Origin of the sequence: uncultured Gimesia sp., assembly GCF_937910335.1 — a bacterium.
Taxonomy (GTDB): Bacteria; Planctomycetota; Planctomycetia; order Planctomycetales; family Planctomycetaceae; genus Gimesia.
Window position 1 is genome coordinate 1 of sequence record NZ_CALEMX010000108.1, and the last position, 21,574, is coordinate 21,574.

Sequence of the window (21,574 nt, forward strand, 5' to 3'; positions counted from 1 at the left end):
TGGCGCAAATTACGTGCCAAAGCGAGGGAAGTCATCTGGGAAATGCGGGCTTAAAACATCTCGGATCAGAGGGCGATAGCACTTCAAACAAGCAGCGACTGAAAATGATCGTCTTTTCCACAGATGGATTGCCTACCATCGGCGAGCGCGATGCACAGAAAATATTGAAAACGATCTCTCAAAAGAATACGGAAAATGTAAGATTGTTTGTCTTCGGTGAAGGTTATAACGTGAATACCAAGCTACTCGATTTCCTGGCCCTCGATCATCGTGGAGAAGCAGACTATATTCTCCCTAAAGAAGATATTACCCAAAAGATCAGCCAGTTTTTTGATCGGGTTGGCAGCCCTGTGATGACCGATGTATCGTTTGATTTTGAGGGAGCGGGTGTGACTGACGTTTATCCGCGACAAATTAGAGATATCTTCAAAGGCGAACAGTTACTGGTTTACGGTCGGTATACTGGATCGGGTCCCAAAACGATTCAGATCTCCGGAATGATTAATGGGGCCAAAACAACGCTCTCTTACAAATTAGATTTTCCGGCAGAATCGACGGATGATCGCAACTGTTTTGTACCTCGACTCTGGGCAGGTCAAAAAGTGGATTTTCTGCTCGAAGAAATTCGTAAAAATCACACCAGACAACCGGATCAGGAACTGATAAATGAGATCACATATCTCGCCAAACGGCACGGGATTGTGACGCCTTATACGAGTTTTCTGATGGCCGATGACACAGTAATGGGTAATTCTCCGCTACCTGCACTTCAGGCATATCGTGGAGAATCGAGATTACGTCGAGAACGTAACCAACTGAAATGGAATCTCGAAGAAAAGTTGAAAGCTGATAAATCTGCTCCGAACGTCAGTGGTAGCCTTCGACAAAGTAAAATTCTCGATGCACAAAGTTCGAACCGTGATCGGGATGCAGCCGGGAAAAGTGGTAATGCTTCTCGTTTTTACTTTCAGGCAGAACGCGAAATGAAAAAGATTGGTAAAAAGGGTTCCGCGTTACAATCGATTCGCTACATTGGCAATCGGACTTTCTATAAATCGAAAGGGATCTTCTGGAATGAAAGTTTGTACGATCCCGGTAAACATAAGGACCTCAAAACAGTCGAAGTTGGTTCGAGTGAATACTTCGAATTATTGAAGCAGGATCAGAGATTGGCCAAGTATCTTTCGCTGGGCAATGTGATTCTACAAGTGGGTCCACAATGGTATCAGATCGAAGAAAAGTCGAAGTCCTAGACCGGAAAGAGTACTGAGAATTTTAGAGCTTCGTAGTTTGTCATTCTATACGACGGGTTCTGATTTCGTTTCATCCTGATTTTTAAACAGGCGAGGGGGATGAGCAGACCAGACGGCTGCTGCTGCAAACAGTGGCATGATTGAGAATAGAATCAGAACCGGATTGTAGGATCCAAAATAATCGACTGAGATAGCCACCGGCAAAGGACCCAGCGCGGAAGCCAGGATCATCATGGACCAGGCTACGCCTCGGACCGCGCCCTGATTCATTCGCCCGTAATAGTTGATCCAGACGACCGTCGCCGTGCTGCGAAAAATACTGCCCGTCAAACCGAGAAAAAAAGCATAAAATACAACCAACCAGAGGGCCGGTAATGTCAGGATAATCAAATTGGCTAGCGATAAACAGATCATGGAAAAAAACAGGATGTAACGACTGGGAAATCGATCTGTGATCCAACCCGCTGGAAACATTAAAACGGTTGCGCAGATTGCCTGAAACGACATCATTCTGATAGCCCAGTTGTGAGGGACATCATGGCTGCCCAACAATGAGATTTGATGAAAAACCAAACCTGTTCCTACCAGGGAATGCGTGGTAATCACGGATAATAATTTCCAGAATGTCGGATCACGTAGTACTTGTCGGACCGTCCATGATTCAATCGTAGTAGTGATTAAAGGGCCTTTAAATTTCTTCGACGAATCTTGCTCTTCTATTTCTATTTTTTGATTGGGGTCGATTCCATCCGGGTGTAATCCCAGATCTTCCGGACGGTTTCTGACGAGGATAATACCCGGTAGAATCAGACAAATGGCAACGGTCGCAGCATAAAAAATCCAGCCGTTTTGCCAGCCATAATGAGTAATCAGCCAGTTATTGATAAACGGTATTGTCATTACGGAAAACGCACTACCAAAGCCGGCAAGTGCAGTGGCGCGCCCCCGTTTTCGTTCAAACCATTCTCCCACCATCCAGACTGAAATGAGTGTGAGTGCGCCTTGACCGAGACTACGTAATAAACTGAAGCCGATATAGAGCCCTGTAAGCGTCTCGATCTGTGACATGAAAAAGCAGGCGATCGCCAAACCTGTGGCCGTCAAAGGTAAAAGGATTCGCGCGCCCCAGGAATCAAGCAGGTGACCTATAAAGGGTAACAGGCAGGCACTGACGATTGTGGCAGCTGCATAGGCCAGAGAATATTGAGTCTCCGTTAAGTCGAGTGTGGCCCGCATGGGGTCTTTGAAGATCGCGATGGAAAATGATTGTCCCGGAGCGGAGAGATATTGTGTTGTCGCAGCAATACCAAGCATCGTCCAGCCGGGAAAATACTTATGACCGGTTGGTGCGGCTCCTTTTTCTGTGTTGCCAGGTTCCGCATTGGCCAGCGGAGACTGCGAATTCATTTCTGGTATTTCTTCCCTGGATATTTAAATCAGTCAGCACGGAACGGGCGACCGGTGGGTTGGGATCCACTATAGCAGATGAGGAGGCGTGGGCGTAGCGTACTGAGAAATTGGATGAGACAAAATCTCTGATCTTCACGTATTCCTTATGAAATGGAATAATTCTTTCATCCAAATCGAGCGTTTTGTGAAGAATGCTGTTTCGTTAGATTCCCAGCCAGTCGTTGAACAGGAAATCGAGCCGAGCGCTCAATAGGGCAATTCTTCCCATGACGGTGTAGGCAAAGCTGGCTCCGAATGTGATCATTAAAAACCAGATTCCCAGTCGTGAGATATATTTGACAATTCCTTCATGCTCGACTGAGAAAAAGAAATAAACCATGCAGGAAGTGACTCCCACAATCACAACCGTATTTCTTAACGATTTGATCCAAAGCAGAGAACCATCCGCAGTAAAGACGATGAAGGGCATGATGGTGCTTTGGAGTTGGCCTATAAAGTCGGTTTCCAGATAACTAATGAGTCGGATACCAGCTGTGGCCCCAATAAAGAATGCTAAAGGCCAGCGGGCAATCCAGTTCCCTTTCGGTGCCAGACGCCATAGCAGCAGGACACTCAATACCAGGGGGATCAGATAGAGCAGATCGGATTGAACGTCACTTTCCATATCGGGAAAAAAGCTCATGCGAGCCATTCCGGGTAGAAGTTTGGCATAAAGATTTGTCACAATTTCAGTCCAGAACCCGACCACCATCGCATAAGCCGCCGAGACACCCACAAAGACAGATTCCGTAAATTTGTAGAGTGGGTTATCACCATACAGGAAAGAAAAAATGGCCAGCGTACAGAAGGCAGAGACCCATAATCCAAGCGTGCGTGAGTAACTAAAACTGATACCCGGATCATCTTTTTCTTTAGCGGAAACTTCCTGATAGGTGGACCAGCGGTAGGTCTGTTCCGGAGAAGTTTTCGAGGATGATTTAGCTTCAACGGGAACTTCACGAACGTAAACTTCGCCTTTGCCCCTGAAGAGTTGAACGGAGATCAGGCCCAATCCACCAAATACCATCAGTAAAGTCCAGATGATTGTTGACTGTTTCATTAAGCCGTTCCCTGTCTTCGTTCCAAGAAATAAATCACATTACCTAAAACAATCAGACTGATTAGCAGTACATGTGCGACCAATTGGGGCCCCATACGTACCAGTCCTTCTTTCGCTTTTGGGTTTTTTGCCAGTTCAGGATAGTGGTTAATAATGGCCTGTTCGTACTCGGCTGCCCCTTTTATCGCCGCCAGCATGCCTGTCAGTTGATCCGGGATATAAGGCAACATGATTGGTGCCTGGACTCCGGTGCAACCGACGACCGTCGGAATATCAAAGGGAGAGGAACCGTAGAGGACCCATTCCTGCGATCCGGGATAGCCGGCACTCACATTAGCTAACAGGTCGACCTGTTGGATATTCTTGAGGTTTTTGGTGAGCGGGATGTTATCAAGATTCGTTCCATGAATATCTGTGGTGTATGATTTTTTCAAATCTTCCACGACCAGTTTGATCACTCCTTCGTTGCCAGCACGGAATCCCAGATTCACATACTTGGTTCCATATTTTCCTTTGTAAGTCTCTGGGTATTCTTCATTCAGTATATTAATCGAACCCTCGATCATGTTAATGCCTGGTGGCCAGAGTGTCATGAAATAGATATTGTGTTTTTTCAGGGCACAGTGTCGGGTGAATGCCGAGGCCATCGGTTGCAGTTCGCCCGCACTGGCAGGGTCATAATCCAGAGCCATGACGATATTAGAACCATCGGGCAGATTATCGACGGCATCGAAGACGGCGAGCACCTGATCGGAGGGCGTTTCAGGAAACGTGGTTCCCATAATGAGTGGCACCGCGACGGCAACAAACATCACTAAAAAGATCCACCGACGATCCAGGTTTTGCAGTATTTCCAGCATCCTTTACGCCTCCTGATCTGAGCCAAGGTAGGAACGGTCGACGCCTAATAAGACTTTCAGCGAAGTCGAGGCCACCCCGAGTGCAATTCCAATTTTGATTGCCCTCATGCCGGGGGTTGTGAAGTCGTCCATGATAATTTGTGATAAGTGGTCTAATTTAAAATCGCTATAGGTAATGCCGCCTTCTCCAAAGATTGGTTCATTTGGAAAACCGCCGGTTAACCACTCACTGGCGTAGGTTCTGCCCAGTAAAACAATGACAGCGATGATCAATAGAATCGTGGCTTCTGTATTTTTCGCACGGAAGGCGCGAAAGGCGGCTGAAGAAATATAAAACGCCAGCAAAGCAAACATGGTTGCTGAAAGAGGCGTAAAGATATACTCAAAGAACCACCAGAAGGCGCTGCCCACTTCGAGATAATTTCCCGACCAGGAAAATTCCGGAAATTTTGCATTGGGATGGACGCCCACTTTCGCAAGACCGACAAATAAAGTGACGAAAAACGCGATTAAAGTGACCGCGGCATATCCCCAGCCTGCCTGCTGAGCGGAAATTTTCTGAAGTTGCATTTTGAGCAGGTTGCCACCACCGAGGATGAACGCAAATGCGGCCAGGAGATTGAACCAGGCCATCGCGTCGTTTCCCCACTCCTCAAACATGGGAATAAATGCAGTACCGATCAGGATAAATCCTGTCACCGCCGAGATTAACAAGGGGACCGTGCGTTTCAAGGTTTAAAACCTCCCTTACCGAGGATATTCTCTTTAAGATAGATCTGGGCCGATTGTAGAACCGTCTCCTTGCCTTCGGCTGGAGGTTCTCCCCGGGATTCAAAAGCAGAGATGGTCATAATGAGGCATCCCGCGAGAAGTAAAATGCCACCAATTAATTTACCGAAGTCTTGTCCCTTGAGGCTGCCCAACTGTTGGGGTTCTCCTGAAAGATAAGCCGAAGCGGCAAAGAACTCTTCGCCGATGAGAGTAAAATCGCAGGCGGCTACGAAGAAAGGCAACTGAGTGGGCATTGCCGTTCCCGCGACTTGAATGGCACCGACGGAATTGCCCGTCTCTGCCAGAATTAAAGATTCCGCGTAAAAGGCGCCCATATAAAAACAGGCCGCCGGTTTATCGCGGACCATTTTTCCGGTCACACTGGCGACGTATCCGAACTGTTCGTCGGTGATATAGTAGATGTCGTCTTCGTTATATTCATCGGGTCGACCCGCTTGGAGATAGGCGGCTTCGACGGTGTCGCGGGCGGTGGTCATCACCAGAGAGCGTGAAGTGGGAACCTCCAGGGTGGCACGGTAATCGGCGGTGGTTTTCGCTACCTGTGCCAGAATTGTGATACCTGCGACGGTCTGGATGTCATTGATATCCTGAATTCCGGGAACGAATAAACAGGACCTACCCATTTCGGTAGCCCGCCCAACCGCGTCTTTAATGGCTTCGAGACCCGCGATTTTGCGAATTTTGAGCGTTTTTCCCCGCCGTGCCATCTCAATGAATACGATCACCGCTCCACAAATCAAAAAGACGAAAACGGCAAACCAACTGCGTTGCAGATTAAACCATTGAAGTGTCGCGATTATGGGCTCTTTGAGTTCCACAGTTGGCGAGGCCGCATTATCTGGGCCAAAGGCCTGAATGCGATACAGATATGGCACGCCCGTTTCGCAGTTTGAATCTCGGAATGTATCCTTGCGATAAGTGGCTTCACCAATCTCTTCGAACTCCGGTTTTTTCTCTTCAACTTCAAAGACAAATGGAGATCCAGATTCTAACACGACAGCCTCTTCGCTCCCCCCGATCTGTTTACGAGAGATGACATATCGTAAGACTTTGCGTGGTTTCGTGTCTTCCTCGTCATCGGGCGAAAGCGTCCAGAACAGATCAATCGCCGTCCCTGCATCGCCGTCTACATCTTCTGCTCGGAACTGAGTGGGCGGTGCCAGTTGTTTCGCTTTCGGTGGATCATCTGCCCGCGATTGCGCCATGCCTGCTGCAAAGCAGAGAAGCGGAATCATCAGTCGTTCGATGACTACATTTTTCCATAAATGCATGAATAATTATCCTTCGATGAGTTCCACATTAGCTCGGGGGACTACAACTGTTTCTCCGGAATCGAGGGCGACTTCCAGAACTCTTGATTCTGAACCGGATTCCAGTTTTCGGAGTTCTGTTGGCATGTCTCCCACCTGACCGAGCAGACCAAAGTAGGGATCTCGAATAATTCGGACGGGAACTCCGATTTCCAAAACCCCCAACGCGTTCTCTTGTTTGAGATGTGACTTGGTATCGGCCTGACTGTTTTTGTCTAGCGGGATTACAATTTCGGGTCGTAATACACCTGCGCGAATTTGTGTTGTTCCATTGACGGCAGCTTCTGCTCCCTCTCGTTCTTTGAGCAGTCGAAAGGTTCGTGCTGCCATGGCGATTTCACCAAAACCTTCCGTGATGATCAGAGTTGTGCCGATATTTTCAGATCCGGTGACGGCGACGCCTAGATCATAGCCTAGAATTTCTTTCAGATCTTCATCATCCATGCCTCCGGAAATCATTGCTGCGACGCCGATTTCGATTCCCCGCTTGACTGCTTTTCCGGTCATGCGGGCACCGCCTATGACAATTTTTCCTCGCATAGATTCGTTCAATTGGGAATCAACTAATGGTTCATCTTCCTTTTGACAGGCAAACTGAATCTTGCCGTAGGCTTCCCCACCAATGCCCAGGATTCCCTGTAAAAAAGTGACTTCCGAATCAATTACGACACCCTGTTGGGGGATGACTTCTTTGACTGTGCCTGCCTGATACGCGCGAACCTGAATGGGTAGTGGGGCACCTCGCAGGATGACCTGACCGGTAACATGTGAAATTGATTCAATCGTGCCTGATGTTTTGGCGGTCATTTCTGCTTTGAAAAACCCAAAAATACCTTTGCTGCGTGCCAGTAGATCTCCGGCCCGAATTTCTTCTCCGACAGAGACTAGCATACAATCAGGAACTTCCGCGGGGGCGACGGAAATCTGATTGGCGACATTAATGGGAGTCACGTCGCCGGGCATGAAAGTCTGAGCCACGATTTGTTGCGACGAAACCTGTTCGCCGACTTTGACTAAAACATCACCGGGAATCGGGAGGATACGTCGGCTGGAATGCAGCACTCGCTGGCTGATTTGTAATCCTGGTGAATATGCCTTTGCCATAATTGTCAATTCTTTATGTGTTGTGTCATGCTTACTTCGAATGATTTTCAGGGAATAAATCCAATTCCTGGACCCAACTGGTCAATTCAGCCAGATGGTTATTTTCGCCGGCTGGCACCATCAAGGGTCTGCCGCGCGCGTCAAGAATGAGTCCGACAGTCCCTCCTCGTACTTTGAATTCCTTTCGTTTACCGGCACCGGCACCAAAATCATAACCACGTTTCGGTTCCACAATCACCTTCGCCCATTCCTCAAAGCCAAGCGGAATTCGTTTCATCTCACCACAGAGCAGCTCGCCCGATTGATTGAGTGAATTTCCAGAGATATGATACTTGAAGCAGGTTTTTCCAGAACGGTATAAGCCACGCGGTGCGAAGCAGGTTCCCAGATAGATCAGGCAGTCGCGTTCGAAGACCTGTAATGCAGCTTGAGGATGAACCTGCGCCAGTACTCCTAGATGAGGCATCATGAAAATGCTGTCTTTCGCAAGAACCGTCATCCCCTCCGGCTCGAAGGCATCAATCAACATGGCAGCGGTCTGATTCATATTTGGCGCGTGTGAGAGCACACCTCCGGAACCGACTAGCAGATTCAGTTTCATATTGTCCACGATAGATTGGCCGCTGGTATTTTGACTGAAGGTATCACCGACCGTTCTTTGTTGCTGTACCCCTTTCAGCGTGGTGGCAAATTCTTTATGTTGAATATACGCCAGTCGGAGGGCTTCGCGGGCGACCGCTTGTTCGAAGACCAAAGCTTCTCTGGATTGAGGAATCGTCGTGGGGCGAATCATTTTATTTTTGATATGATTCTGCAGTTCGCGCGGATCCATATCCAGATGCACCCAGCGTAAGATCATAGGCAGAGTGGCAGAGGCACATACGTTGGAGATGGAATAACTCATTCCGAGATTGGCACTCACCGTACGATTAAACGTGCCGTCGAAGACACTGAAGACGTCCGTCGTCGCTCCACCAATATCGACACCCAGTGCATTGATTCCCTCTTGCTCTGCGATTGTTTGCAAAATATTGCCGACGGCTCCGGGAGTTGGCATGATGGGGGCATCGGCCCAGGAGATTAGTTTGTTATACCCGGGAGCGTGCGCCATGACATGTTCCAGAAACAGATCATGAATGGCATCTCGCGCAGGGGCCAGATTTTCTCTTTCTAATATCGGGCGGACATTTGCTACGGTCGACAGCTTCACGTCATCATCAAATGCCGCTTCAACAAATTCTGTGGCTTCCTGATTGCCAGCGTAGATGATCGGCATTTTATAAGTGCCTCCAAACCGAGGCTGCGGTTTGGCCGGGGCGATCAATTCTGCTAATTCGACGACGTGTTTTTGCGTGCCACCATCCGTGCCTCCGGCGAGCAAAATCATATCGGGTCTTAATTCCCGGATGCGTTGAATTTGTTCGTGAGGCAGGCGTTTGTCGTTCGAACAAATGGTATCCATGACGATTGCACCGGCGCCTAACGCGGCACGTTTGGCGCTGGCTGCCGACATCTCGCGAACGACCCCCGCGACCATCATCTGTAATCCGCCTCCGGCACTGGACGTGGAGATATAAATATCGCAGCCTGTGTTACCCTTTGCAGGTCGGATGATTTCCCCATTTTCGTCAATGAGTTTTCGGCCCGCTAATTCACCGACTTCCGTGACGGCATTGACAACGCCGACGGTTACATCAGCGGCTGGTTCTTCTACTGTTGTTGGTGCTTCGCCTCGATACGTCTGTCGGTATTCGCCATTGATTTTCTCGATCAGAATGGCTTTGGTCGTTGTGCTGCCACAATCGGTGGCCAGAATCACATTGAGTTGATCAGGGTCTAATTGTTTGACTGTTGTGGAGTTCATATTTTGATTTGTCATCCGTGTAAATATGAAAGCAGATCAGGTCCGTTCCCAATGGGTTCAATGTCGTCAAGAATCATCCTGCTTGATCGTTTCCGGGTTTATTGTGTTTTGTGCTTCCGTGGAATGCTCACTTTGCTCGCGAGAGGGCGGAGCGCTGAGCGTTTCCAAGCGTTGGCACAACCATTCGATGGATCCTCGTTTTTCCAGAAAGTCGGCGAAAATATTTTGCGCTTTTGGATCAACGAGGAAGGAAATAAAAGGGGAGAAAAAGTGAATGGCCTGTGAGCCGATATAGTTCAACGGGCGGCAGGTTTCCAGTGAGAGAATGGCGAGCGTAACCATATCTCGCCTGATAATCTCCCGGCAGATGCGGTCGGCAATCTGTTGTTGCTCTTCTGTGGGAGCAAACTCTTCGGGGCGTTCTACCGCGAAGGCATGCGCGAGCCACTCTTTGATCATTACCATCCTAGCCTGTATCCAATTTAATTGTAGCGTCTTCAAGGCCATTCGGATCGAGTATCATGCCATGGCTGACGCTATCGTTAAATGAAACGCGCTCTAGCAATACCTGCTCTGAGTCCGTTTGACGCAAGTAAATCCTAAAGTTGTTCCAGAACGGATTCAACAAAACGAAAGCAACAGATACTCTGTGCCAAGGGGGCTGAATCACTCTGAAACTCTATCATTAACCCGACTTCGGATTATGTGTAACAATAGCAGGATTGGATAAAAATGAAAGTATCCTCTTTGAAGAAATGCAGATTCCCAAAGAATCCGACTCACGTGGATTTCAGAGCAGAATCAGGGTACTTGAGATTTGTACTCAGCCGATGTTGAAGAGAGTTTTGGCATTTGTGGTTGTGATGTCTGCCATCTCTTCAGGAGATTTCTGATGAAGTTCAGCCAGACAGGCACAGGTGTGCTTTACAAACGCAGGTTCATTCCGTTTGCCTCGCTGTGGTACTGGTGCAAGGTAGGGCGCATCGGTTTCCACCAGCAGACGCTCCAGGGGTATCTGACGCGCTGTCTCGCGCAGCTCCTCATTTTTCTTAAACGTCAACATTCCGGCAAAAGAGATGTAAAGTCCCAGTTCTAAACAAGCGGCTGCGGTTTCGGGGTTGCCACAAAACGAGTGCATGATGCCTTTGAGAGGGGCGTCTGCTGCTTCCTGCTGTAATAATTGAACAACGTCGGCTTCCGCTTCGCGGCAGTGAACGACAAAGGGCAGGTTCAACTTTTGCGAGAGTTGAATGTGTTTGCTGAAATAGGTGCGTTGTAATTCGATGGGAGCGTAATCCCAATAGCGATCCAATCCAGTCTCTCCGATTCCGACGACTTTGTCTGCGGTGGAAAGCGTTTGAATGAGTTCCCAGTCATTGGGTTTCATTTGCGCGACATAGTTGGGTTGGATGCCGATCACGGCATAAACGTTTGGAAAGGTGGCAGCGAGATCAACGGCGCGTTGACTGCTTTCGGCCGTTGTTCCGATTGTTAAAATCGTTTCTACGCCTGTTTCGATCGCACGTTGTACTGTTTCTTCCCGATCCGGATGAAAGGCTTCTTCATCGAGATGGGCATGGGTATCAAATAATTTCATCAGCCTGTGTCCAGGTTTACGGTAGCATCTCCAAGTCCATTTGAAACGAGTATAATGGAATGAAAGACGCGATGGTTAATTGGGATTCGCTCTAGCCTGTATCCAGGTTTATTGTAGCGTCTCCAGATCCATTTGGATCAAGTATAATAGTATTGAAGCCGCTATGGTTAAATTGGACGCGCTCCAGATAGTCAAGAATTTCAGTTGGGGGAGGTAATCGGTTTCTTTTTCGGTGTGACCTTATTTGCATCCGTAGCAAAATGAATGGAATAGAAACCGGCAGCCAGGCTGGTGTCGTAGACACGAATCATTTCGCCCAGTGACACATTCTCTTCGATATCCAGTATGACTGGGATTTCCGGTGCCAGACTCGCCAGTTCTGTCAACGTCTGTTTCAGTTGATCAAACTGAGCATACTCACGCTCATTCAATTCTACAATGGTCTGGTTGCCCTGCCGTTTGAGTTTTAACCAGACTTCACCTAATGGTTTCTCCTGTGGCACAGTTTCCGTTGATTCGATACTGCCCGTAGCCAGTTCGGTAGGCAGCAGGAACTCTCGAATCTGATTCGCCGAGGCGCTGATAAAGAAAATCAAGAGGAGAAAAACCACATCGATCATAGGCGTCATGGTTGCCTGATCCTGAATGTCGCGCCGGGTACTATGATGAGAAGGGATTTTCATGGCAGAACAGGCTTACTCGTTCAGGACAACAAAGGGGACATTTGAGATACCCGCTCGGGCACAACTGATGAGTACACGCTCAATGATGCGATAAGGAATCCGGCGGTCGCCACGAATACGCACTTCTGTTTCATTCCGTTTGGACTCATCGATTGACAATAGCCTGGCGTCCAGTTCTTCCGGCGAGATTTCATTCCCGCGTACATAGAGTTTTTCATCTAAGGTGACGGTCACAATAATCCGTCGGGGGGCTTCATCCGGTTCTCTTTCATGCTGAGAGGCTTCGGGAAGTTCGACGGCTTCCAGTTTTTCATTCTGAGTCAAATGTGTCGCTGCGAGGAAGAACACAACTAGTAGAAACACGATATCGATCAGGGGTGTAATGTTAAAACGGATTCCGGGTTGGCGCGGGCGTGTCGGGATTCTCACGGTTGCTGTCCCCCTGGAGGGGGAGCGGGTCTAGAAGCCTGCTGATTGGCGATGCGGTCTGCCAGTTCGTCTTCCGGTCGTTTACGTACTGGTTTTCCGGTTTGTTTTGTGGGCGGGGGAACGGATCTCTTAAAGTCGGCAAAGACATGTTCCGCCAATAATGAAGATTGCGCAACAAGTTCGTCGATACGATTTCGAAAGAAAGCAAAGCTGGCGAGAGCCGGAACTGTGACACTCAATCCGAAGAGGGTGGTAATCAGGGCTTTGGAAATTCCCGGTGCCAGCTCTGCAACATCGGGGTTGGCTTTGGCAGTGAATTCGGAGAACGCCAGAATCATGCCCCAGACTGTTCCTAATAAACCGAGCATCGGGGAGAGGGTTCCGATGACCGACAGATATTCGATTTTTCGATTCAATCGAGCAGACTGCTGCATGGCTGCATCTTCCATTGCTTTTTCAACGGCGCCATAGCCCATTTGAACTTCTGCTAATCCCGCAGAGAGTATGTAAGATAAGAAACTGGGACGTGACTTACAGACGGTGTCGGCACTCCGATATTGTTGCTGAGCAATCAATGCATGCACTTCCTCTGCCATTCCCGGGGGCATGAGTGAATTACTGCGGATGCTGATGATATGTTCGACGATGAGGGCGACCATTGCCACACTCAGAACGGCAATGATAATTCCAATGGTTCCGGCATCATCTACTAACTGACGAAAATCTACTTTGGTGATGCCTGCACCACTGGTATCGGCAGAATCATCGGCGGCCAGGCAGAGCAGTGGAGTTGTCAGTAAAACGCCGCAGAGGACTAAACCAATCCAGACGATTTTTAAAAGTGGTTTCATACGATCCATCAAAGTTTTCTTTTCCTGAGTGGTTGATAAAAATCAATTGGGTTGAGTCGCCGGTTTCTGATCTAAGCCATTGCGTTTCTGAATCTGATCCATCATTTGCTGCGCGATTTGTCGGGACGTGGAATGCGGATAGCGTACTACGGTTTCCTGATAAAGTCGGAGCGCATTCGCCGTTTGTCCCAGTGCCAGCAAGGAATCAGCGGCTTTCAGATTTGCCATAGCAGATAATTGTGGATTGGAATCATAGGCCAGGGGAGCCCAGAGGAACGATGCGGTCGCCTGATCGTGTCGTTCGAGCAGAGCGTATCCCGTTCCAAGCAGGTAATACGGACCTGCTTTTAAGTGTTTCGGTACTTGTGCCAGATTTCGTTCCCAGCGCTGTAGTTCCAGATGATTCAGGTCGCCTGCTCTTAAGCGAATGCGCCAAAGTTGCGTCCTTGCCAGTTGTTGCACATTAATATTGGGGCTTGTTGCCAGAGAGCGTAGTACGGCTTCCGCCTGTGCCTGGTAGTCGGGCGATGTGAGTAGAATGCTGGCGCCCATGAGCTGTTTGACTTCATCTTTCAATGTCAACCATCGGTGTGCGGAGTTACGCACTGGCGAGAGTGATTCCTGAATGGTCCAGTCCAGAGGAATGAGTTCAAAATGGCGGGAGTCTGGTTCATTTTCCACCATCATCTGAAAGCGTAAAGCTGCCTTGAGTAAATCCCCTTGACTCAGAGCGGCTTTGGTCATTAATGCCAGGATTTCACGACGGACCCAGGTTCGATTTTCAATCTTTAAGGCTTCACTGAATGACTCGATGGCTTTATCAAACTGACTTGCCTTTAATTCTTTGAGTCCTTGCTGGTATTTTTCAGTTTGAGGTGTGTGAACTTTGATAATTTGAGAACTGGGGTAGGTTCGCACGGTACCACTGGGTAGCAGTTTGACTTTGATTTCAGAATGTGTGAAATTCAGAATCGTACAGGGAAGGGTCGCCTGGCCGACATGATGATCCGGGCGAATTTCGATTTTATCCTGAGCAGAGACGGGAAGCGTCTGCATGAAGCAGCAGATGCCAACCATGATTGCCATTGAAACCGTTCGCATGATGATTCTTCCCAGATCAGTCAGTGTTTAATTCTCTACCGTTAAATTTTCTGCGCTCGAAGGCGTGATTGTTTCGGTTGAAGTCGGTTCAGGTGTTTTTTCCTGAAGGTCTGTTTCTTTCGTAAAAAACCAGGAAGCCAGCATCAAGATGGCGCCGCCGGTAATTGCCATATCAGCGACATTAAATATGCCAGTTCGTAACGGACCGAATCCAATATTGAGAAAATCAATCACAATCCCATTCAGAAAGACGCGATCAATTAGATTCCCAATCCCGCCAGCCAGTAGCAGAGAAAGTGCAATGAATTGAACAAGCGGCATTTGCCAGCGAAAAACGAGCATCCCCGTTACGATGATTAAAAAAGCTGCATTGGCGATGACGAGCAGGAAAAACCGAACTGGTTTTGAGAGTCGACTGCCGACACTCAGAAACGCACCGGTGTTTTCAGCGTATTCCATTCTCAGCGTGTTATTGAAATAGGTGATGGGCGGTTCAAATTTGAGTTTTTCGACGGCGATTTTTTTTGTGTACTGATCACAGCCGACGCAAAACACTAAACAGGCAAAGAGCAGTGTATAGCGAGTTGCTTTGGATACCCTCGAAGACATGAATCATGGACTTTCTGAGATGGTTAATTCTGAATCAATTTTGTATGGTCAGTAATGTTTCAGCGATTTATGATAAATTTGCGGACATTGAAATAACGATAGGTACCTCGGTTCTGGCGTGCCAATTTGTCGAGCGAATTACCTTCTTTGACAGGGAAACCTTCTCCAAACTCAATGCAATGAATTTTGGCTTTTCCTTTATTTAATACACGAATTTCATTCAAATCTGCGCTGGATAATTGGGGGTGCTTGGCGTCAGTCAGAAAGAATATGACATCTGGTTTAAAACTTAAAGCTCTCTCTAAAGCGGGAGTATGCGCGGTTCCTCCATCGGGGTCAACACTCTGGATAAATTGCCGAGCCAGGGTCCGGTTAATATCTGTGGCATAAAGCATTTCGGTCGGCTTGCCCCGGTATTTCATGGCTCGTGTTTCAGTATTATAAAAAATGATTTGAAACTGCTGGTGATGCGTTAATCCTTCCAGACTGGCTATTAATTCTTTGCGGGCTTTTCGGATGGGGGCTCCCTGTGGTGCCGCCATGCTGCCAGAGCTGTCGAGGACAAAAACAAATCGCTTTCCGGAATCAACGGCATCAAAAAAGTTCACTTTTCCGGTTCCCATGACGGGGGGAGCGAGTGCCGTTTGGGGTGACATCAGCGTATCTGTTGTCAAATCAGATGTTGGTGCGCTGGGGATATTCGGAGTCTGTAACGGGCCGGCTCCCAACAGTTTTGAATTCAACTCCGGTAGCAGGGGTGTTACCGGTGGCTGATCGAGTACTTCTTTCAGCTGCTCCTGAGATTGCAATGCCTGCTGATTTTGAGTTGGTTCCTGTAATTCCTGATCTGGCTCATCAGTTTGTTCTGCATCGGGCGACTGTTTTAGATAAATACCGACGCTACGTAATTCACCATCCTCGCCTCCTGTCTGACCACTGTCACAACGATTCAAGCTCGAGATGAGGATCAGCAATATCAGTGAGTGAATGGCAAGGGAGGCAGCCCAACTGGGAACCACGAGCAGAGGAGAATTCTTCTGCCATTGTGGAGTATCGTGTTCCAGTTTTGTGGAGACTGCCGGCATTTGATTAACATCCCTTAAGAGCGTTTCAGTAGAGACATGCTGCAAACTAAAACGAGTCGATTTGTTAAGTGATTCTATAATAGGGGTTTAAGGTATCGCGATGGACCTCAAACATCGCGGCTCCCTCTATGATGTGTCGCCAGATCGTTTTTCATTCCTAAATTGAGGCTGAGTCCTTTATACTCTTACGTCTTTATTTCGTTATCTGTTTAAGGTATTGATTGGTGATATCAACGGGAAAGACTCCATCCGGCGGCTCATAGGCGAATTCTGCTTTGTCAATGGGGGCATTCAGTATGACATTACTAAAATTGAGAGTCACAATGCTTTCCAGTGTGTTGTTATTCTTTTTCAAATACACGATTCTTCGCGGAAAGAGTGTTTGTGGATCGAGGTAAATTCTGATTGCATCCGGAACATAAGGAGGAAGTTGCACTGGGGCGTTGGCATTTCCTCCTTTCCATTGTGCGAGGAACTTGTCACTCCAGGTTCCATTTAAAACAGTTAATGTTTTACCGTTGACTGTTTTTTCAGCGACACTTTGAAATGTCATGTTTTTTTGGATCGCCGCCAGTAATCCGGGGAGTCCACCTAGTCCCAACTCGGCTACCAGCATATTCGGGCGAGAATTGGGGTTCAATTCGGCTTGTTTCAAGATTGCCTGGACATCGCGGCGGGTGACTCGCGAAGTACCTTTAATGGTGTGTTCAGTCCAAAGTACCTGCCCATCGCAAATTTCTACCAGAGTTCCGACAGGTTTTCCGTTTTTCTTATGACTCTGGACCTGAAATTCCAGCCTCAGTTTCAAATTTTTGCCTTGAAGATAACTTCCGCTGATGACAAAGGGTTTGGGGCCGATTTGAACCGATTCTGTAATTTGCGCCCTGATTGAGCTGTAGCTTAATAGCGTTTCGCGTGACCTTTTGAGTAAGGATGTCGCTTGAGCCGGATTTTTTTTCAAATTTCTTTGAGGTTCATTTTGCGACTTTACGTTGTCAGATTTCTCTGATTCCTGCGCAGCCTTGTCCAAGGGGGGGGTAGATACACTTGTCGTATCCTTATTGTCTGGCTTGTCTTGCGACAAATCAGCCCAGGAGGAGATGGAAAAAAAGTCATTCAAACCTGCCACAAGCAGGAGACAAACTGAGAAAGTTAAGATGCGTAACATGTTCTAATTGTTCGGAAAAAAACGAATTTACCAAAGATTCAGACCACAATGATCCGAAAACAGATGTATGAGGCCATCAAATCGCCTCTTGCTGGCTGGTGTGTACCAGTCTGCAGACCTTTTCGCACTGAGTTTATCAGTGAAATATGGCACTGGTTGTATTTTAACGATATTTCGGGCATGGGGTCGACCTGAATACTGAGTCTTTTTTGAACCGAACGTCGACTGTTCCCATTTCTTATGGATCAGTGTCTTAGTTTGCGATGAACGGTTCTTCACTTAGCAAGTCGCATAATTCGTCGCGGGGTATCCGAACAAGGGGTCATGATGAAGTACTACTTCCTGGCTTTAGGCACATTAGTTGTTGTTTGCGTTGGCTGTGCAGCCGACGGGCAACAGGTTATTGACAAAGGTAATTATCATGCTCCACCGGCTGCAATGATGCAGCGACCGGGGCCAATGGTAGATGGGCCTGGTCCCGGCGTATTGCAAATGCTGGCTCCACCGCCAGCGAGTGCCTTCGCCGCTCGCAAATCACAAGTGCGATTTGTAGGGCCAGCAGGTATGAAGGTTGGTTGGCAGGTGCCTGAGGGCTACGCCGAAAACCAGATTACTGCTCCCGGACGCTACAATTTTAACCAGGGGGCAACCTACCGGTTAAAACTGTCTGATATCCCGGGGCGTGCCATTCCGGCATTGTATCCTTCGTTGCAGGTGTATCCATCACACCCGACAACGGACGCTTATCTCACTCATAACAGTATTCCTCTGGAGATCACTCCGGAAGATCTGGATCAGGTGGAAAGCAATAACTTTGTCACCAAAGTTATCTATCTGCCAGATGAAAAATTCCAGGAACTGGCGATTGCCGGTGTGGAAACTCTGGTTTCAACACGTCTGGATCCCGGTGTAGATCCTGTCGCAGAAGCAGATCGTCGTGGTACGATTATGGCTGTCATGCGAATGGGTAACATGGATCTGGAAATGCCCTCCGGAAATCCAGGAAATGAACAGGTTTCACAAGTTTCCTACGATGGTGACGCGGGAGCACACATGCCTCCCATGCCTATTCCCGGAAATATGATTGGTATTTCTACAGGTGTGCCGGTTCCTTCCATGGTTGGTGGAATGGGAGCACCTGGGCAAGCGGCATACAATCCGATTGCCGGCATGGGACCAACGCCTGCCTGGGGTATGCCTATGACGGGAACCCCCATTGGACTTCCCGGCCCTCCTCATCTGCCATACGGTGGACCAGCCAGCTTGAAGTCTCATACAATTCGAAATCGATCGAAAGTAAATTTACCAAAACCAGTGGATCACTTCCTGGTGGACGTCAAACAGAATCCGGCACCAAGCTTGCCGAAGCCTGTGAAGTATGTCCAATATTCGGAAAGCCACCCGGTTCATTCACCCGGTCAGGTTTCTTATCCAAGAACCATGGCACCGGGACCAGGATACTAAAAGACTCAGGACCCACGCGGCACTTCCTGCTCTTAGATCAGGAAGTGCCGTCCCTTGTCTTTTTTATAGAATCTCACTTCTGCTCATCTCTGTCTTACCTCACGCGGCTAAATTATCTTCTGTCATCCTCCACGACATTTGATCGTAGAATTTCTTAGTCATGACCATTTTAAAACGCCAAAATCGATCACGTTTATTAACGATGCTGTTAATGGCCATGATCGTTTTTGCCATTGAGCTACCTTCTGCCTGGTCTCAACAGATGGTGGGTGGCCGAAAATACAATTCGGGAAACAAATTTTACCATCCCCTCAATCAACGCACGCCACCCGGAGTGGCCGGTCAATGGGCGGCAATTTCTGGTCAAGTTCAAGCTGGTTACATACAACCGATGCAAGTTTCTCTGCCATCAAAGGGAGTTGTGACTTTCTATGCAGGCGGACCGAATCAAAAGATTCAGAAAGCGTCTCCTGCTCCCATCGGTTTTTCTGTTGGCTATGTATATCGTATCAAAATCAGCGACATGCCGGAATTTCCGGGAGTCGAACTCTATCCGACGATTGAATTAATCGACCGCCTGCATCCTCCTGCCGGCTTATCAGAAACGTATCCGGTTCCTGTCAGTCTCAGTCCCGAAGACATTGAGCTGGCACTTTCAGGAAGAATGGTAACCAAAGTCGTTTATCTGGAACGGCCCCAAACAGCCGTCCCTGCAAAATTTGAAAGACAACCTACACTCGCCATTACTGCTAAGAAGAATCTGATTGCAGAGGCGGATTTGCTGGGACGCCCGATGGCGATTATCCGAATGGGTGGTCGTCTGCCTTCAACGCGGGGAGATGATCCCGGTTTTTTCGGAAGTGGGGCACCCGTTGTGGAACTGAAAAACAATCGTACTCAAAACTAATCCTTTGCTGATTGAGGAAAATCTCGTGGTGAATTTATCGTGCCGAAAGAAGAGAGGGGCTTCGCAAATGCAGCGTATCTGCTCTGCGGTTGCGATGTTGCTGATTTGTGTCTGTAGTGGATGCGCCAGTTTCTCACCCATCACCGTTTCTCTTCCCTGGCAAAAACAGATTCCAGAGCAAACCAAAGAACAGTCGCCTGCAGTTCAGCATGCGGACTTTGATACCAAAGTCGGAGCCGTCCATCTTTCCGCTCCTGCTAAAAATGCCAATCCTGCTTCCGCTGTGCAACAGGTGGCCTATTATCAACCTACTCCCGTTGCAACACCGCAGAGACCTCCTTATTGCGAATTCTCTCCTGCTACGAAGAGAGACTACGTGTTACCAGCGGGCAATGATCCCGCTGTCGTGCAGATGTACCCTGATGAATATCTCTTCGATGGCGGAGACCGAGAGCATCCGGTTCACTATGATGATTACAGTCGTCTGGGGCTGGATACAGAAGATACCATTGTGGAATATCAAACCCACAAAGGAAAACAGGAAGTGAAGAAATCAAACCGGGTTGCCGTCTATGCACCACGGTTTGCTGCGATCCGTTCGGCCAGCTCACCAATAGCCGGCACATCCGTTGATCGTCTGGCAAAAACCGAAGATACAATTCACGGTGTAGGGTTGGCAGCACGTACCGTCATTACCCAGCACAAGCAACGCGAACAGTTAGAAGGCATCCGCATGCGTTCGCGGGCGAGTGGCGTCGAAACAGAACAGAAACAGGGCGCCGTCGATCAGTCTGCCTATATCAGTGGCCATACCAAACTCAACAACCTGTTCCAGGACACTGGGACAGAATCTACCGGACAGTTTCAACAGTCTGATGAAGCACGGATTGGTTATCAGATACAGGCGGCAGCAATCTGGTCTCGTACACAGTTCCCGGTTATCGCGATTCGGGCACGGTCTGCTCATGAGTCCAAGCGAGCCGTCAAACCGGAAGAATATATCGGCGTAGAAGACAAACGAAAAACAGAAGGCAACCTGAAACTCATCAAACTGGCTGATAAGAAAAACGCAGAGCCCGGCGATGTGATTACCTTCACCATCAAATATCAAAATATCGGCGACTTCGATGTCGACGGAATCAAAATTGTAGACAACCTGACTCCACGCCTGGAGTATGTCAACGACAGTGCGACCTCTGATCGTAAGGGGCGTCTGGTTGTGGAAGATAATCAGGAAGGCAGTTTGATACTGACCTTTGAAGTCGATGAAACCGTCGTCGGCCACGAAGGGGGCACCGTCACCTTCCAGGCTCGCGTCCGATAAAATCTCGCTGAAGAATAAGACACTGGAAATACTGTGGATTCCCGCGAATCCCTAGCCCGTTATACTAATTTAGTATAGCGGGCTTTTTTTTGGTGCGGCGTGTATTTGCTGTTCGCAAGTTGATTCTTTTCTACCACGAAAAACACGAAAGGTTTTGTGTGTGGTTGATTGCAGAAGGTGGCAGGAAGAGTGCGAATGTTTTTGGGCGAAGACTCTATTAAACGATTGGGTAGCCTCGAATGAAATTCGAGGTTGTGAAAGACAACGGGAAACTGTCAGGTCAGTCATACGATTCAGGACAAGTTCACCTATGCTTTTCAGCAAAATTCGAAACCACAGTCCATTCTGATTACTCGATTCCACAGTCAGTTTCCTTGATTTTTTCTACCACGAAAGTCACGAAAGACACGAAATGTTTTTGATGTGATTGTTTATAGTTGGAGGTGTTAAGCGTACTGAAGTTTCTGGGTCTGGATGTTTTTTATGGCAAAAAAGTACTCAACAAGAGCGAAGTCAAAGCTAATGCAAAAAACAGAGTCGCCAGCGACCATTGGAAGTATAATCTGTGCTTGACTTTCAGATCGACCAGGTCTCGCTTTCTCCAAAACTCACTCAAGCTTTTATTCAACCCCCAGTTGGTTTCAATACTAAAGGCCTTCGCCGA

General features: G+C 48.2%; 21 protein-coding genes. 4 read left to right on the forward strand and 17 right to left on the reverse strand.

All coding sequences use genetic code 11. The features are described 5' to 3' along the window. On the forward strand, positions 1-1,253 hold a 1,253-nt coding region (locus Q0668_RS04295; RefSeq protein ID WP_298860304.1), incomplete at its 5' end, for a hypothetical protein. A gap of 45 nt (positions 1,254-1,298) precedes the next feature. Here the strand turns inward: Q0668_RS04295 and Q0668_RS04300 are convergent. From Q0668_RS04300 to Q0668_RS04375, 16 genes are all read right to left on the reverse strand, one after another. Next, entirely contained in the window at positions 1,299-2,660 is a 1,362-nt protein-coding gene (locus Q0668_RS04300) for an MFS transporter (protein ID WP_298860307.1), read from the reverse strand. Between the two features lie 205 nt (positions 2,661-2,865). Beyond that, positions 2,866-3,762 (reverse strand): hypothetical protein, encoded by an 897-nt coding sequence (locus Q0668_RS04305; RefSeq protein ID WP_298860310.1) that lies wholly within the window; start codon positions 3,760-3,762, stop codon positions 2,866-2,868. Then, positions 3,762-4,622, reverse strand: a complete 861-nt coding sequence (locus Q0668_RS04310; protein WP_298860313.1) for a hypothetical protein — start codon at positions 4,620-4,622, stop codon at positions 3,762-3,764. The genes Q0668_RS04305 and Q0668_RS04310 overlap by 1 nt, the downstream gene beginning before the upstream one ends. 3 nt (positions 4,623-4,625) lie before the next feature. Then, complete coding sequence (locus tag Q0668_RS04315) at positions 4,626-5,354, reverse strand: hypothetical protein (RefSeq protein ID WP_298860316.1); 729 nt, start codon at positions 5,352-5,354, stop codon at positions 4,626-4,628. Then, complete coding sequence (locus Q0668_RS04320) at positions 5,351-6,685, reverse strand: DUF6754 domain-containing protein (protein ID WP_298860318.1); 1,335 nt, start codon at positions 6,683-6,685, stop codon at positions 5,351-5,353. The genes Q0668_RS04315 and Q0668_RS04320 overlap by 4 nt, the downstream gene beginning before the upstream one ends. A gap of 6 nt (positions 6,686-6,691) precedes the next feature. Then, on the reverse strand, positions 6,692-7,828 hold the full coding sequence (locus Q0668_RS04325) for a hypothetical protein (protein WP_298860321.1): 1,137 nt from the start codon (positions 7,826-7,828) through the stop codon (positions 6,692-6,694). 31 nt (positions 7,829-7,859) lie between these two features. Next, entirely contained in the window at positions 7,860-9,692 is a 1,833-nt protein-coding gene (locus Q0668_RS04330) for a glutamate mutase L (RefSeq protein ID WP_298860324.1), read from the reverse strand. 66 nt (positions 9,693-9,758) lie between these two features. Beyond that, positions 9,759-10,151, reverse strand: a complete 393-nt coding sequence (locus Q0668_RS04335) for a hypothetical protein (RefSeq protein WP_298860326.1) — start codon at positions 10,149-10,151, stop codon at positions 9,759-9,761. A gap of 364 nt (positions 10,152-10,515) precedes the next feature. After that, positions 10,516-11,289 carry a TatD family hydrolase gene (locus Q0668_RS04340; protein ID WP_298860329.1) on the reverse strand — a complete coding sequence of 258 codons (774 nt, stop codon included), beginning with the start codon at positions 11,287-11,289 and terminating at the stop codon, positions 10,516-10,518. Between the two features lie 200 nt (positions 11,290-11,489). Beyond that, positions 11,490-11,972, reverse strand: a complete 483-nt coding sequence (locus tag Q0668_RS04345; RefSeq protein WP_298860332.1) for a biopolymer transporter ExbD — start codon at positions 11,970-11,972, stop codon at positions 11,490-11,492. A 12-nt stretch (positions 11,973-11,984) separates the two neighbouring features. Continuing rightward, on the reverse strand, positions 11,985-12,401 hold the full coding sequence (locus tag Q0668_RS04350) for a biopolymer transporter ExbD (protein ID WP_298860334.1): 417 nt from the start codon (positions 12,399-12,401) through the stop codon (positions 11,985-11,987). After that, positions 12,398-13,261 carry a MotA/TolQ/ExbB proton channel family protein gene (locus tag Q0668_RS04355; RefSeq protein ID WP_298860336.1) on the reverse strand — a complete coding sequence of 288 codons (864 nt, stop codon included), beginning with the start codon at positions 13,259-13,261 and terminating at the stop codon, positions 12,398-12,400. Before Q0668_RS04355 ends, Q0668_RS04350 begins: the two co-directional genes overlap by 4 nt. A gap of 33 nt (positions 13,262-13,294) precedes the next feature. Next, a complete protein-coding gene (locus Q0668_RS04360) occupies positions 13,295-14,353 on the reverse strand; it encodes a hypothetical protein (protein ID WP_298860338.1) in 1,059 nt (352 codons plus the stop codon). Between the two features lie 27 nt (positions 14,354-14,380). Continuing rightward, a complete protein-coding gene (gene lspA, locus Q0668_RS04365; RefSeq protein WP_298860341.1) occupies positions 14,381-14,962 on the reverse strand; it encodes a signal peptidase II in 582 nt (193 codons plus the stop codon). Positions 14,963-15,021: 59 nt separating this feature from the next. After that, positions 15,022-16,047 carry a VWA domain-containing protein gene (locus Q0668_RS04370; protein WP_298860344.1) on the reverse strand — a complete coding sequence of 342 codons (1,026 nt, stop codon included), beginning with the start codon at positions 16,045-16,047 and terminating at the stop codon, positions 15,022-15,024. Positions 16,048-16,240: 193 nt separating this feature from the next. After that, a complete protein-coding gene (locus Q0668_RS04375; RefSeq protein ID WP_298860347.1) occupies positions 16,241-17,215 on the reverse strand; it encodes a hypothetical protein in 975 nt (324 codons plus the stop codon). A 324-nt stretch (positions 17,216-17,539) separates the two neighbouring features. Here Q0668_RS04375 and Q0668_RS04380 point away from each other — a divergent pair, with 324 nt between their 5' ends. The 3 genes from Q0668_RS04380 (at position 17,540) to Q0668_RS04390 (ending at position 20,910) form a co-directional block, all read left to right on the forward strand. Continuing rightward, positions 17,540-18,679: a hypothetical protein gene (locus Q0668_RS04380; protein ID WP_298860350.1), complete on the forward strand. Its 1,140-nt coding sequence runs from the start codon at positions 17,540-17,542 to the stop codon at positions 18,677-18,679. A gap of 160 nt (positions 18,680-18,839) precedes the next feature. Then, positions 18,840-19,586, forward strand: coding sequence for a hypothetical protein (locus Q0668_RS04385; protein WP_298860353.1), 747 nt, complete (start codon positions 18,840-18,842; stop codon positions 19,584-19,586). 67 nt (positions 19,587-19,653) lie between these two features. Beyond that, positions 19,654-20,910, forward strand: coding sequence for a hypothetical protein (locus tag Q0668_RS04390; RefSeq protein WP_298860356.1), 1,257 nt, complete (start codon positions 19,654-19,656; stop codon positions 20,908-20,910). A 481-nt stretch (positions 20,911-21,391) separates the two neighbouring features. On the opposite strand, the gene Q0668_RS04395 is transcribed toward Q0668_RS04390, so the two are convergent. Beyond that, the coding region (locus tag Q0668_RS04395; RefSeq protein WP_298860359.1) for a hypothetical protein at positions 21,392-21,574 on the reverse strand (183 nt) is incomplete at its 5' end.